The following is a 14,189-nucleotide window of genomic DNA, read 5'->3' as shown; positions in this document are numbered from 1 at the left end:
CGCGACATCCAACGTGCCCCAGACATCGACAGTGCCGTCGATCCCGGAGTGCTGCTGCCCGATGTGGAACCCCCTCGAGTCCGCAGCCGCCAGGCGTTGCGCCTCGGCCTCCTCAGGCATGCACCGGGCGATCGCGGTCTGGATCGTCCGCTCCAACTGCGACAGGCGAATCGTGTGCGCAAAGGGCGCGACCCGGTCATCCACGAACCGTGCTGCTTCCGGGGAGAGGGCGATGGTGGACTTCGCGATCCGCCGCGCCTTCCACGCGACCAGGTCGCCACGCACCACGCGCTGCCAGGTCCGGGGCAGCCGGTACCGCAGCTCGACCGCTTCCCCGATGTACGCCTTGCCGGCCTCGGTCGGCATCCCGATCGCGGCCGCGAACTCAGGGACCGAGAACTCCGCCACCAACGGCGCACCCGGACCGGCCACCGGCACCTCGGTCTCCCCGAACCCCGGGTCGTAGGTCACCGCCGCGTCCGCCAGCGATTCGGTCGAGTGCATGGCAGCCCACGCCACCGCGAGCTGCAACAACCGGGCCTCTTCGGCATCCGCGATCGACCGCGACGACCGTGCCGCAGCGAGCACCGCGGCGGCGGTGTCCACATCAGCGAGCGTCTCGGTCATGGGTCAATTCCAGCAGCGACCACCGACATTTCGACCCCCGAAACCGGCCGATCTTCCACCATCCGGACAACGAATTTCGTTCGCCGCCAGATCCTCCGGGACCGACCAGCCAGTCCACCCCGCACACCCGCCGCCACCCCGGCCGAACGCGCTACCCCCAGAAGATCGACTCGACCACCGCGTGCGCCCGCCGCGTGATCCGCAGGTAGTCGTTCACCAGCGCGTCGGAGTCGCCCGGCGGATAGCCCAGGATCGCGGCCACCGCAGCCCGCTCCCGCGGGTCCCGCGGCAGCTGGTCGGCCATCTTGCCGCGCACCAGCGTGACCGCGTTGCGGATCCGGCTGACCGTGCGCCAACCATGCTCCAGCACCTCCGCGTCGTCCGCCTCGAGCAGCCCCGCCGCCTGCGCTGCCGCCAGCGCCTCCAGGGTCCGCGTCGACCGCAGCCCGACGACCTGTCCGGCGAAGCGCATCTGCAGCAGCTGCACGGTCCACTCGATGTCGGCCAGTCCCCCGCGCCCGAGCTTGAGGTGGGTGGTCGGGTCCGCGCCGCGGGGCAGCCGCTCCTGGTCGACCCGCGCCTTGATCCGCCGTACCTCGATCACGTCGTCCTCGGTGATCCCGTCCTCGGGGAAGCGCAGCGGATCGATCAGCTCCTCGAACCGCCGACGCAGGTCGAGATCTCCGACCACGGCATCCGCGCGCAGCAGTGCCTGCGCCTCCCAGACCGAGGACCACTTGGCGTAGTAGGCCGCATAGGAGTCGAGCGTCCGGACCAGCGCGCCCTGCCGCCCCTCGGGCCGCAGGTCCGCGTCCACCTGCAGGGCAGGGTCGGCGCCAGGCAGCGCGAGCAGCCGGCTGAGCTCGTTGGCCACCGCCGTCGCGTACGACGTCGCGACCTGCGGGTCCGCCCCCGGCAACGGGTCGTGCACGAACAGCACGTCCGCATCCGAACCGTACGACAGCTCGAACCCGCCGTAGCGACCCATCGCCACCACGGCCATCCGCGTGGGCGCCTCGTCCAGCTTCCGCTGGGTCCGTACGGCGCGGCCCGCGACCTCCAGGGTCGCCTCCAGAGCGGCATCGGTCAGCCGGGACAACCCGGCCCCGACGTCGGCCACGTCGATCAGGCCCAGCAGGTCACCCGAGGCGATCCGGAACAGCTCACGACGACGTACGGCGCGGATGGCGCGCGCGGCCTTCTCCGCGTCGTCCTGGCGCCGGGCCGCGGAGAGCATCTCCTCGGTCAGCACCTCCCCGGACAGCGGCGCCAGGTCCTCGCCGAGCATCTTCACGCCCTGCGGCTCGCGCTCCAGCAGCGAGCTGGCGTAGCGCGACGTCGCCAGCAGGCGCGCCAGCCGCTCGGCGACCTGACCCTCGTCCCGCAGGGTCTTGAGATACCAGGGGCTCTCCCCCAGCGACTCGCTGATCCGGCGGAATCCGAAGAGGCCCGCGTCCGGGTCCGGGGCGTCGGCGAACCACTCCAGCATCGCGGGCAGCAGCGCCCGCTGGATGCTCGCGGTCCGCGAGACCCCGCTGGTCAGCGCCTCGAGGTGGCGCAGGGCGGCCTGCGGGTCGAGGTAGCCCAGGGCGGCGAGCCGCGCTCCGGCCGCCTCGGTCGAGAGCCGGACCTCGTCGCCGGGGATCTTGGCGACCGCCGCCAGCAGCGGACGGTAGAAGAGCTTCTCGTGCAGCCGACGCACCTCACGCCGGTGGTGCTGCCACTGCTGCTCCAGCGCCTTCACGGACTCCTTGAAGAACCCCATGCTCCGGGCCAGCCGCCGCAGCGACGGCTCGTCCGCGGGCACCACGTGGGTCCGACGCAGCTGGAACAGCTGGATCCGGTGCTCGAGGGTCCGCAGGAACGAGTAGGCCTCGTGCAGTGCCTCGCCGTCCTCGCGGCCGACGTACCCGCGCCGGGTCAGCTCGGCCAGCGCGCTCAACGTGGTCGGCGTCCGCAGCCGGTCGTCGCCGCGGCCGTGCACGAGCTGGAGCAGCTGCACGGCGAACTCCACGTCGCGCAGCCCACCCGAGCCGAGCTTGAGCTGGCGGTCGGCCTCGCGGGACGGGATGTTGTCGATCACCCGACGCCGCATCGCCTGGGTGTCGGGGACGAAGCCCTCCCGCTCCGCGGCGCTCCACACCATCGGCGACACCATCTCGACGTACGCACGCCCCAGCGCGAGGTCGCCGGCGGCCGGTCGGGCCTTCAGCAGGGCCTGGAACTCCCAGGTCTTGGCCCAGCGCTCGTAGTAGCCGCGGTGGCTGGCGATCGTGCGCACCAGCGGACCCGCCTTGCCCTCGGGTCGCAGGGCGGCGTCGACCGGCCAGATCGTGCCCTCGCCGGTGTGGTCGCCACAGACCTGGATGACGTGGCTCGCCAGCTGGGTCGCGGCCCGGGCAGCGGCGTGCTCCTGGTCCTCGTCGAGGTCGGGCGCGCTGGGCTCGAAGGCGAAGATCACGTCCACGTCCGAGACGTAGTTGAGCTCGTGGCCTCCGCACTTGCCCATCGCGATGATCGCCAACCGGGCGAGCCCGGCGTCCTCGCCGACCCGGGCCCGGGCGACGGCCAGCGCGGCGTCGAGGGTGCCCGCGGCGAGGTCGGAGAGCTCGGCTGCGGCGTCGTCCAGGCCGAGGTCGTGGGTCAGGTCGCGCGCGGCCAGGCGCAGCAGGAGCCGGCGGTACTCCACCCGCAGCGCGTCCAGCGCTTCACCGTCGGGCAGCGACGCCACCGGTGTCGGGTCGGTCGGGTCGGCTCCCACCGCACGCAGCAGGTCGGCGCGTACGGCGAACGCGGCCGGGCGGGTGGAGCCCAGTGACGGGTCGCAGAGCTCGCGCCACTGCTCGGGGTGCCGGGCCAGGTGCTCGCCGAGCGCCTCGCTGGCCCCGAGCACGCCGAGCAGCCGCATCGCAGTGCCCTCGTCGTCGGCCAACTCGGTGAGCATGCTGGCCGAGTCGTCGAGCGCGCCGGCCAGCGCCACCAGCCCGTCGAGGGCCAGGTCGGGGTCGGCGGTCCGGGACAGGATCGGCAACAGGGGCTCGGCGGCCGACCCGAGTCGCTCGAGCAGGTCGAGCGCGACCGAGGCCTCCCGGAAGCCGAGTCGGGTCAGGCCGCCGGTGCTGGTGACCGGGCGGGTCATCGCCGCCGCTCGGCGAACCCGGTGGCCAGCGCCGCCAGCCGGGTGGCCAACGGTCGCCAGGCCTCGTCCAGCTCGGCGCGGGCGCCGTCGATGCCGACGAGCAGCGCCTCCTGGTCGATGCCGAGCGCCTCGTGCGACCCACGGTCGGAGTCGGCCCAGGCCTCGACCACGGGACGATCCGCCTCGGGGTGCAGCTGGACGCCCCACACGGTGGGGGCGAAGCGGGCGACCTGGAGTTCGCCCTCGGGGGTCCGGGCGAGCACGGTGGTGCCCTCCGGCAGTGCGGTGACCACGTCGTTGTTCCACTGGACGCCGCGCCGTGCGTCGACCATCCCGCCGAGCAGCCCGTCCTCGGCGGCGTCCTCCTGCCAGCCGACCTCCAGCACGCCCATCTGCTGGCCGCGTGGGTTGCGCCGCACCTCCCCGCCGAGCGCGACCGCCGCCAGCTGGTGGCCCAGGCAGATCCCCAGGGTGGGCAGCTCGGCGGCGGCGGCCTCGCGCACCCGCTCCTTCACCGTCGTCAGCCACGGGTAGAGGGCATCGTCGTCGGCCCCCATCGGTCCGCCGAGCACCACCAGCGCGTCGTACGAGGCGAGCGCCCGGAGCTCCTCGCCCGCCCACGGCCGGCTGACCTCGAGCGCGCACCCGGCCTCGACCAGCCAGGTGCCGAGCAGGGCCGGAGGGCACTCGCCGGCGTGCTCGACGACCAGGACCCGGGGCGAGGACACGGCCCCGGTCACCGGGGCGCCCTGTCGGCGGGGTCGCGCCCCGGCAGCACGGACATCAGCAGCAGCAGGATCCCGACGAGGCCGATCAGCATGCCCGGCCCGGTACGGCTCAGCATCAGCCCCACCAGCACGGCCACCGCGGCCGTGGCCGGCACGGAGACCCGGGCGACGACCGACACCCGGGCCAGCGCCACCAACGACCAGGCCGACAGGGTGCCGAGCAGGACGCCGGGCAGCAGGAGCACCACACTGACCTGGCCCTCGTCGACGACCCGGCCGGGATCGGTCACCAGGAAGGCACCGAACCCGGCGAGGGCGACCGCGATCGCGGCCACCACCATCACCAGGATCCGCAGCTGACGGGCGCGGTCCGGCTCGTACGGCTCGCGGATCATACGACCGGGAGCATCCGGTCCCGCTCGAATGCGGAGACCTGGCCTCGGTACTCCTCCCACTCCGCACGCTTGTTGCGGAGGAAGAAGTCGAACACGTGCTCCCCGAGGGTCTCCGCCAGCAGCTCGGAGTTCTCGGCGATCCGGATCGCGTCGTGCAGGCTGCGCGGCAGCGGCTCGATGCCCAGGCTGCGACGCTCGCGCTCGGTCAGCGACCAGACGTCGTCCTCGGCCTCGCGCGGCAGGTCGTAGTCCTCCTCGATGCCCTTCATCCCGGCGGCCAGGATGACGGCGTAGGCGAGGTAGGGGTTGCAGGCGGCGTCCAGGGTGCGCAGCTCGATCCGGGTGGACTGGCCCTTGTTGGGTTTGTACATCGGCACCCGGATCATCGCGGAGCGGTTGTTGTGGCCCCAGCAGATGTACGACGGCGCCTCTCCCCCGCCGATCAGCCGCTTGTAGGAGTTGACCCACTGGTTGGTCACGATGGTGATCTCGGGGGCGTGCCGGAGGATGCCGGCGATGAACTGCCGCCCGGTCCGGGACAGCTGGTACTCCGCGCCCGCCTCGAAGAACGCGTTGCGGTCGCCCTCGAAGAGCGACACGTGGGTGTGCATGCCCGAGCCCGGGTGGGTGGTGAACGGCTTGGGCATGAACGTCGCCCAGATCCCCTGGCTCAGCGCCACCTCCCGGATCACCGTGCGGAAGGTCATGATGTTGTCGGCCGTGCTCAGCGCGTCGGCGTAGCGCAGGTCGATCTCCTGCTGGCCGGGGCCGCCCTCGTGGTGGCTGAACTCCACCGAGATCCCCATCGACTCCAGCATCGTGATGGCCTCACGCCGGAAGTCGGCGCCCATCGACTGGGCGGTGTGGTCGAAGTAGCCACTGCGGTCCACCGGGACCGGGTCCTTGCCGGCCTCGGGGGTGTCCTTGAAGAGGTAGAACTCGATCTCGGGGTGGGTGTAGAAGGTGAAGCCCTTCTCCGCCGCCTTGCCCAGGGTCCGCTTGAGCACGTGCCGCGGGTCGGCGTACGACGCGGAGCCGTCGGGCATCCCGATGTCGCAGAACATGCGGGCCGTCGAGGGGCCCTCGCCGCGCCAGGGCAGGATCTGGAACGTCGACGGGTCGGGCTTGGCGAGCATGTCCGACTCGTAGACCCGGGCGAAGCCCTCGATGGCGGATCCGTCGAAACCGATCCCTTCCGCGAAGGCCCCTTCCAGCTCCGCCGGGGCGACCGCCACCGACTTGAGGAAGCCCAGGACGTCGGTGAACCACAACCGCACGAACCGGACGTCACGCTCTTCGAGAGCGCGGAGAACGAAGTCTTCCTGCTTGCCCATGGCCTCAGCCTAGGGCGTGACGTCCGGTCCGGTGCGGTGCCATCTCCGTGGCGGCGGGAGAAGAACGGGTTCCGCCCGCGATCAGCGGCACACGTCGAAGTCCTGCGAGCCCAGCACGCCCCGGAACGCGCGCCGCATCGGCGAGAGCCACGCCTGGGTGGACGGCGTGTAGGCGATGCTGCCCGGCACCCGCTCCTGGACGCCCTGCACCCGCACCCGACGCACCACCAGCGGAATCGTCACCGCATCGCGCCGGGTGCCTTCCCAGCAGGCGCTCGCACGACGCTGGTGGCGCGCCTGACGGAAGGTGACCTGCTCGCCGACGGACTTGCCGGCGTACCGGAACGCCACGGTCGTGAGGTAACCAGTGTGGCCCTCCCAAGGAGCGACCACGGTGGCCGTCATGCCGAAGGTGCGCCGGCTGCGAAGGTCGAAGGTGACCTCGCCGTCGACCACCCGACGGTTGCGCGAGTGCCAGGTGTGCGGGTGCTTCACGTCCTCGGTCTCGCGGACGCGGTGCAACTGGATCCGGCAGCCCTCGCAGCCCGGCACCGCGAAGGTCAGCCGGGTGCGCTGCGCACCTTCCGGCGGGGCGGCGGCTCGGGAAGCGGAGCTTGGCTGGTCATCCGCCGAGGCGGGCGACGCAGCGGCCGGGGACAGCAGGCCCAGCGTCAGGCCCAGGGTCAGGCCCAGGGCGGCAGTCAGTACGGCGGTGGCGCGCTGCCGCCGTACGCATGCGTGGGGGTCGTTCATGATCGGGGAACCTCGCCGCGTGAGGAACTGGCTCGGCACCCCCGATGGGTGCCGACGCTGCTGTTCTCCTCAGAGACGTCGGGCGTGGCGGATCGGTTGCGGCCGACCCAACTGGTCCAGCCGGACGCACGGGCTGCTCAGCCCTGAGGGACGTTCCGCTCCAGCTCGGCCAGCCACGCGGACGGACCCACGTCGGAGGGCATCCGCCAGTCACCCCGCGGCGACATCGTGCCGCCGGAGCTGACCTTGGGCCCGTTCGGCAGCGCCGAGCGCTTGAACTGACTGGCGAAGAACCTCCGGACGAAGACGTCGAGCCAGTGGCGGATGGTGGCGAGGTCGTAGGCCACCCGTGACTCCGCGGGGAAGCCGGCCGGCCACTCCCCCGTGTCGGCGTCGCGCCAGGCGTGCCAGGCCAGGAACGCGATCCGGCTGGGCCGGTGACCACGCCGGATCACGTGGTGCAGCGTGAAGTCCTGCAACGCGTACGGCCCGACCGAGGCCTCGGTCGACTGCGGCGCCTCGCCCTCTCCGGCCGGGATCAGCTCCGGGGTGATCTCCTGGGCGACGATCTCGCGCAGCACGTCGCCGGTGTCGGACTCGAACTGCCCACTGTCGGCCACCCAGCGGATCAGGTGCTGGATCAGGGTCTTCGGCACGCCGCCGTTGACGTTGTAGTGCGACATCTGGTCGCCCACGCCGTAGGTGCACCAGCCCAGGGCCAACTCGGAGAGGTCGCCGGTGCCCAGCACGATGCCGCCGCGGTGGTTGGCGAGCCGGAAGAGGTAGTCGGTGCGCAGCCCGGCCTGGACGTTCTCGAACGTGACGTCGTAGACCGACTCCCCCTCGGCGTAGGGGTGGTCGAGGTCGCTGAGCATCTGGCCGGCGGCCGCGGTGATGTCGATCTCCTCGAAGGTGACCCCCAGCGACTTGGCCAGCCGGGTGGCGTAGGACTTGGTGGTCTCCCCGGTCGCGAACCCGGGCAGCGTGAAGGCATGGATCTCGCTGCGGTCGCGACCGAGCCGGTCCATCGCCTTGGCCGCCACGATCAGCGCGTGCGTCGAGTCGAGCCCGCCGCTGACCCCGATGACCACCTTGGGCTGGCCGATCGCGTGCAGCCGCTGCTCCAGACCCGAGACCTGGATGTTGTAGGCCTCGTAGCAGTCCTGCGCGAGGCGTTCCGGGTCGTCGGGCACGAACGGGAACCGGTCGACCTTGCGGCGCAAGCCGATGTCGCCGATCGGCGGGCGCAGCTCGAAGTCGACGGTCCGGAAGGCGCCGATCCGCGCCTCGTGGGTGCGCCGGTTGTCGTCGAAGCTGCCGACCCGCCGGCGCTCCTGGCGCAGCAGCTCCAGGTCGATGTCGGCCACGGAGCGTCGCGGCCCCTCGGGGAACCGCTCGCCCTCGGCGAGCAGCTCGCCGTGCTCGTAGACCATGGTCTGACCGTCCCAGCTCAGGTCGGTGGTGGACTCGCCCTGACCGGCCGCGGCGTAGACGTAGGCGGCGAGACAGCGTGCACTGGCGCTGCGCGCGAGCAGGTGCCGCTCGTCGGCGCGAGCCACCGTGATCGGGCTGCCGGACAGGTTGGCCAGCACCGTGGCACCGGCCAGGGCGGCCTCCGCACTCGGCGGGATCGGCACCCACATGTCCTCGAAGACCTCGACGTGCAGGGCGAAGCCCGGCAGGTCGGTGGCGGAGAAGATCAGGTCGGGCCCGAACGGCACGTCCTGCCCGGCCAGCACGATCGTGCTGCCGCGGCGGTCGTCACCCGGGGCGAACCAGCGACGCTCGTAGAACTCGCGGTAGGTCGGCAGGTAGGACTTCGGCGCCACCCCCAGCACCCGGCCGCGGTGGATCACGACGGCCGCGTTGACCAGCCGGGAGCCGTGCACCAGCGGCGCGCCCACCACGATCACGGGTAGCAGGTCGGTCGAGGCGGCCACCAGCTCGGCGATCGCCTCCCCGACGGCCTCGAGCAGGGTCTCCTGCAGGAAGAGGTCGTCGATCGAGTAGCCGGACAGGCTCAGCTCCGGGAAGACCGCGAGGGCCACCCCCTCCTCGTGACAGGCCCGCACCTGCTCGAGGATCGTGCGCGCGTTGGCCGCCGGGTCCGCGATCGTCACCGGCACGGTGCAGGCGGCGACGCGGGCGAACCCGTGGGCGTACGACGAGTAGAAGTCCACGCCGCGAGTCTAGGGCGCTCACGACGTGGTAGACCGTCGCCATGGTCTTCGCCACCACACCGACACCGCCGTACACGGCCGTCATCTTCACCTCCCTCCGCACGCCGGGCGACCACGGCTACACCACGATGTCTGCCCGGATGGAGAAGCTCGCAGCAGCCCAGCCCGGCTACCTCGGGATCGAGTCAGCGCGCACCGGGGAGCAGGGGATCACGGTTTCCTACTGGGTCGACGAGGCTGCGGCCGCGGCCTGGAAGCAGGTCGCCGAACACCTCCTCGCCCAGGAGCGCGGCGCCCGGGTCTGGTACACCGACTACCGGGTCCGCGTCGCCACGGTCACCCGCGACTACGGGCCCGCCCGTGAGGATGGACACAGCCCCCGACCGGGGCGTTCCCACTAGCCTGAACCCGTCCGGGGACTCCGTCGGGGAGCCACGAGACGACCACGAGAGGGAGCTCGAGTCCATGAGCACTGAAGAGACCGCGCCGTACGGCAGCGGGCCCGGGAAGTCCGAGTCGGCGGCCCCACCGAAGCGGGTGCGCACCCACCACCTGCGCGAGATGAAGCAGCGCGGTGAGAAGTTCACGATGCTCACCGCCTACGAGCAGTACGCCGCGCAGACCTTCGACGAGGCCGGCATCGACGTGCTCCTGGTCGGCGACTCGGCCAGCAACAACGTCTACGGCAACGAGACCTCCCTGCCGGTGACCGTCGACGAGCTCATCCCGCTGGTCCGGGCCGTGACCCGCAGTGCGCACCGCGCCCTGGTGGTGGCCGACCTGCCGTTCGGCTCCTACCAGGCCTCCCCGGAGCAGGCGTTCCACACCAGCGTGCGCTTCATGAAGGAGGCCGGAGCCCACGCCGTCAAGCTCGAGGGCGGGCTGGCGATGGTCCCCCAGGTCAAGCTGCTCACCGACGGCGGCATCCCGGTGATGGCGCACATCGGCTTCACCCCGCAGTCCGAGCACAACCTCGGCGGGTACCGCGTGCAGGGCCGCGGCGACGCGGCCGCCCAGATCGTCGAGGAGGCCTGCGCCCTGGAGGCTGCCGGCGCCTTCGCCGTGGTGATGGAGATGGTGCCGGGCGACGTGGCCGCCCAGGTGACGGCAGCGGTCGGGATCCCGACCATCGGCATCGGCGCCGGGGTCGAGTGCGACGGACAGGTCCTGGTGTGGCAGGACGCCTTCGGGCTGCGCACCGGCCGGATGGCCCGGTTCGTCAAGCAGTACGCCGACGTGCACGGCGTCCTGCTCCAGGCCGCGCGGGACTACGCCGCGGACGTCAAGGCAGGGACGTTCCCGGCCCAGGAGCACACCTTCTGATCGGAGCCCCGCCGGGGTGCGCGTCGACGTAATGTGGCCGGCATGCGCCCCGACCGGTGGTCCCGTCTCTCCCTGCGTACGGCGGCGCTCGTCGCCGCACCGGCCCTGGCCGTGACCGGGTGTGCCCCGGCGGCAGACGGTCCGCGCTCGGCCCCGCCCTCGGTCTCCGACACCTCGACCCGGACCACCTCCTCCGAGACGTCCTCCCGGACCGCCACCGGGTCACCGGCCGTCCGGGGGGTGCCGAGGCTCCGGGTGACCACCCGGGTCCGAGGCCTGGACAACCCCTGGGACGTGAAGCAGATCGGCCGCAAGCGACTGCTCATCTCCGAGCGCGACTCGGGCCGGTTGATCGTCTGGGAGGGCGGCCGCAAGCGGGTCGTCGACTTCCCCTCGGAGACGGTGTGGGTCGAGGGCGAGACCGGGCTGATGTCGCTCGAGGTCGACCCGCGGTTTGCGAAGAACCGCCGCATCTACACCTGTCAGGGCGGTTTCCCCGCCGGCGGCGGGAACGACGTCCGGGTGATGGCGTGGCGGATGAACGCCGCCGCCACCCGCGCCACGAAGATCCGGGCGCTGGTGACCGGGTTGCCGGCCACCACCGGCCGCCACGGCGGGTGCCGCCTGGAGATCCTGCGCAACGGCGCGTTGCTGGTCGGCACCGGGGACGCCGCCCAGGGCAGCAACCCGCGCGACCTGACCTCGCTCGGCGGCAAGACCCTGCGGCTGAACCGCTGGAACGGCAAGCCGTTGTCGGGCAACCCCTTCAGCAAGGCGGCCGACCCGCGCAAGCGCTACGTGTTCACCTACGGCCACCGCAACATCCAGGGGCTCGCCCAGCGCCGCGACGGCAGCCTGTGGTCCATCGAGCACGGCCCGTGGTTCGACGACGAGGTCAACAAGCTCCGCAAGGGTGGCGACTACGGGTGGCACCCGGTCCCGGGCTACAACGAGGACGTCCCGATGACCGACCAGTCCCTGCCCGGTCGCCAGGTCGAGGCGCGGTGGAGCTCCGGGGAGCCCACCCTGGCCACCTCCGGCGGCGCCTGGGTGACGGGACGCTCGTGGGGGGCGCTGCGCGGCACCCTGGCCGTGGCCGCCCTCAAGGCCGAGCGGGTCGTCTTCATGACCTTCGACACCAAGGGTCGGCTGCTGCGGACCCGTACCCCCGCAGCGCTGCGCGACATCGGTCGGCTCCGCTCGATCACCGTGGACTCGAAGAACCGGCTGCTGATCACCACCGACCTCGGCTACGACCGCGACAAGGTGCTGCTGGTCCGTCCTCGCTAGAGTGCGGGGAATGAGCCCTCGGAAGCTGAAGACCCTGTCCATCACTGCCGCCCTTGCTCTCGCGCTCTCGGCCTGCGGATCCGGCGGCACCGACGCCGCCGAGGGTGAGCCCGAGCTGCTCAGCGCCGGCGAGCTCACGGTGTGCACCGATGCGCCGTACAAGCCCTTCGTGAAGCCCGACAAGTCCGCCCCGAGCGGCTACTCCGGGTTCGACATCGACATCGCGGCCGCCATCGCCGAGAAGATGGACCTCGAGCTCAAGGTCAAGGACGCCGGCTTCGACGGCCTGCAGAGCGGCGCCTCCCTGGCCGCCGGCCAGTGCGACGTGGTGGTGAGTGCGATGACGATCACCGAGGAGCGCGAGGCGAACCTCGACTTCTCCGACCCCTACTACGACTCCAAGCAGTCGCTGCTGGCCGTCACCGGCTCCGGCATCGCCTCGCTGGACGACCTCGACGGCAAGAAGCTGGGCGTCCAGCAGGGCACCACCGGCGCCGAGTACGCCAAGGACAACGTGCCCGACGGTGCCCAGCTGATCTCCTTCCCCAGTGACGCCGAGCTGTACGCGGCGCTGAACTCCGGCGGCGTCCAGGCGGTCCTGCAGGACCTGCCGGTCAACCTGGTGCACACCGGCGAGGGCGAGTTCGAGATCGTCGAGGAGTACGACACCGACGAGTCCTACGGGATGGCCGTCAAGGAAGAGGGCAGCGAGGACCTGCTCGCCGCCATCAACGAGAACCTCCAGGCCCTCAAGGACAGCGGCGACTACGACACGATCTACGAGAAGTACTTCTCCACCAAGTGACGGCGTCCGTCCACTCGTAGTCGACCACCGCTGAGGAGACGCCGGTGAAGAGAACCACGAAGACCCGCCTGACCCGCGGGGTGATGTACCTGATCTTCCTCGCGGCCGTGGCCGCACTCGTCCTCGCCGCCGACTGGGCGGCGATCCAGAAGGCGTTCTTCAACGTCGAGATCGCCAAGGACGCCTTCCCCGACGTGATCGTCGTGGCCGCGAAGAACACGATCATCTACACGGCGATCGCCTTCGCCGGCGGCATGGTCTTCGGCCTCGTGCTGGCCCTGATGAAGCTCTCCCCGGTGGCGCCGTACCGGTGGGCAGCGACGGCCTACATCGAGTTCTTCCGGGGGCTGCCCGCCCTGCTGGTGATCTTCACCTTCGCCTTCGCGGTGCCGATCGCGTTCCAGTGGCGACCGCCCGGCGGCAGCGCGGGTGCCGGGTTGCTGGCCCTGATCATCGTCTCGGCCGCCTACATCGCCGAGACGATCCGGGCCGGCATCCAGGCCGTGCCCAAGGGGCAGGTCGAGGCGGCCCATTCGCTCGGCATGTCGGGGAGCTGGACGATGGTCTCGGTCGTCCTCCCCCAGGCCTTCCGGATCGTGATCCCACCGCTCACGAACGAGCTCGTCGTCCTGATCAAGGACACCTCGTTGCTCTTCATCGCCGGCATGGCGATCCAGGAGCAGGAGCTCACCACGTTCGCCCGGGACTCCGTCTCCTCGGTGGGCAACTCCACGCCGCTGACCATCGCGGCCCTGATGTACCTGGCCGTCACCCTGCCGCTGACCCGGCTGGTGGCCTACATGGAGCGCCGCGGCGCGAGAGGACGCTGATCACGTGACCGACAAGCCTGACTACGAGCACGCGATCGACGTCCAGCAGCTGTACAAGTCCTTCGGCCGCAACGAGGTGCTCAAGGGCATCGACTTCCACGTCGACGACGGCGAGGTGGTCTGTGTGATCGGGCCGTCCGGCTCCGGGAAGTCGACGCTGCTGCGCTGCGTGAACCGGCTCGAGGTGCCGACCAAGGGCCGGGTGCTGGTCGAGGGGGTCGACATCACCGACCCGGAGACCGACCTCAACGAGGTGCGTTCCCGGATCGGGATGGTCTTCCAGTCGTTCAACCTCTTCCCCCACCTCACCGTCACCGCCAACCTGACCCTGGCCCAGCGCCGGGTGAAGGGACGCAGCAAGGCGGACGCCACCCAGTGTGCGCTGGAGAACCTGGCCCGGGTCGGCCTCGAGGACAAGGCGGACGCCTACCCGGCCCACCTCTCGGGTGGCCAGCAGCAGCGGGTCGCGATCGCGCGGGCACTGTCGATGGAGCCGGACCTGATGCTCTTCGACGAACCCACCAGCGCCCTGGACCCCGAGCTCGTGGGGGACGTGCTCGAGGTGATGAAGACACTGGCCGCCGACGGGATGACGATGATGGTCGTCACCCACGAGATGGGCTTCGCCCGCGAGGTCGGCGACAAGCTGGTCTTCATGGACGAGGGGATCATCATGGAGGAGGGCGAGCCCGGCGAGGTGTTGTCCAACCCGCAGCACGAGCGGACCCAGGAGTTCCTCTCCAAGGTTCTCTGACGCCCTGACAACCGCGGGGGCGGCTGGCGCG

The 14,189-nt window shown here is 71.3% G+C and carries 13 protein-coding genes; 6 read left to right on the top strand and 7 right to left on the bottom strand.

The genetic code is table 11. The features are described 5' to 3' along the window. The 7 genes from ABZE72_RS04020 to ABZE72_RS03990 form a co-directional block, all read right to left on the bottom strand. Positions 1-627 (bottom strand): DUF222 domain-containing protein (locus ABZE72_RS04020; RefSeq protein WP_372727727.1); only part of this gene is annotated, 627 nt, incomplete at its 3' end. 151 nt (positions 628-778) lie between these two features. Next, positions 779-3,766, bottom strand: coding sequence for a bifunctional [glutamine synthetase] adenylyltransferase/[glutamine synthetase]-adenylyl-L-tyrosine phosphorylase (locus tag ABZE72_RS04015; RefSeq protein ID WP_372727726.1), 2,988 nt, complete (start codon positions 3,764-3,766; stop codon positions 779-781). Continuing rightward, entirely contained in the window at positions 3,763-4,506 is a 744-nt protein-coding gene (locus ABZE72_RS04010; RefSeq protein ID WP_372727725.1) for a type 1 glutamine amidotransferase, read from the bottom strand. The genes ABZE72_RS04015 and ABZE72_RS04010 overlap by 4 nt, the downstream gene beginning before the upstream one ends. Continuing rightward, a complete protein-coding gene (locus tag ABZE72_RS04005; RefSeq protein ID WP_372727724.1) occupies positions 4,503-4,889 on the bottom strand; it encodes a hypothetical protein in 387 nt (128 codons plus the stop codon). Before ABZE72_RS04005 ends, ABZE72_RS04010 begins: the two co-directional genes overlap by 4 nt. Then, positions 4,886-6,223, bottom strand: a complete 1,338-nt coding sequence (locus tag ABZE72_RS04000) for a glutamine synthetase family protein (RefSeq protein ID WP_372727723.1) — start codon at positions 6,221-6,223, stop codon at positions 4,886-4,888. Before ABZE72_RS04000 ends, ABZE72_RS04005 begins: the two co-directional genes overlap by 4 nt. An 81-nt stretch (positions 6,224-6,304) precedes the next feature. Further along, complete coding sequence (locus ABZE72_RS03995) at positions 6,305-6,976, bottom strand: hypothetical protein (RefSeq protein WP_372727722.1); 672 nt, start codon at positions 6,974-6,976, stop codon at positions 6,305-6,307. 137 nt (positions 6,977-7,113) lie between these two features. Then, positions 7,114-9,156, bottom strand: coding sequence for an NAD(+) synthase (locus ABZE72_RS03990; RefSeq protein WP_372727721.1), 2,043 nt, complete (start codon positions 9,154-9,156; stop codon positions 7,114-7,116). Between the two features lie 41 nt (positions 9,157-9,197). Here ABZE72_RS03990 and ABZE72_RS03985 point away from each other — a divergent pair, with 41 nt between their 5' ends. The 6 genes from ABZE72_RS03985 to ABZE72_RS03960 all read left to right on the top strand — a co-directional run bounded on the left by ABZE72_RS03985 (position 9,198) and on the right by ABZE72_RS03960 (position 14,158). Next, complete coding sequence (locus ABZE72_RS03985; RefSeq protein WP_372727720.1) at positions 9,198-9,557, top strand: antibiotic biosynthesis monooxygenase; 360 nt, start codon at positions 9,198-9,200, stop codon at positions 9,555-9,557. A 64-nt stretch (positions 9,558-9,621) separates the two neighbouring features. Continuing rightward, positions 9,622-10,479: a 3-methyl-2-oxobutanoate hydroxymethyltransferase gene (gene panB, locus ABZE72_RS03980; RefSeq protein ID WP_372727719.1), complete on the top strand. Its 858-nt coding sequence runs from the start codon at positions 9,622-9,624 to the stop codon at positions 10,477-10,479. Between the two features lie 42 nt (positions 10,480-10,521). Continuing rightward, positions 10,522-11,769, top strand: coding sequence for a PQQ-dependent sugar dehydrogenase (locus ABZE72_RS03975; RefSeq protein ID WP_372727718.1), 1,248 nt, complete (start codon positions 10,522-10,524; stop codon positions 11,767-11,769). A gap of 10 nt (positions 11,770-11,779) precedes the next feature. Then, a complete protein-coding gene (locus tag ABZE72_RS03970; protein WP_372727717.1) occupies positions 11,780-12,574 on the top strand; it encodes an ABC transporter substrate-binding protein in 795 nt (264 codons plus the stop codon). Positions 12,575-12,618: 44 nt separating this feature from the next. Further along, positions 12,619-13,404 carry an amino acid ABC transporter permease gene (locus ABZE72_RS03965; protein ID WP_372727716.1) on the top strand — a complete coding sequence of 262 codons (786 nt, stop codon included), beginning with the start codon at positions 12,619-12,621 and terminating at the stop codon, positions 13,402-13,404. Between the two features lie 4 nt (positions 13,405-13,408). Next, complete coding sequence (locus ABZE72_RS03960; RefSeq protein ID WP_372727715.1) at positions 13,409-14,158, top strand: amino acid ABC transporter ATP-binding protein; 750 nt, start codon at positions 13,409-13,411, stop codon at positions 14,156-14,158. The last annotated feature ends 31 nt before the right edge of the window (positions 14,159-14,189 follow it).

The organism is Nocardioides sp., from assembly GCF_041600255.1.
GTDB lineage: Bacteria > Actinomycetota > Actinomycetes > Propionibacteriales > Nocardioidaceae > Nocardioides.
This window is presented reverse-complemented; position numbering and strand designations above follow the sequence as displayed.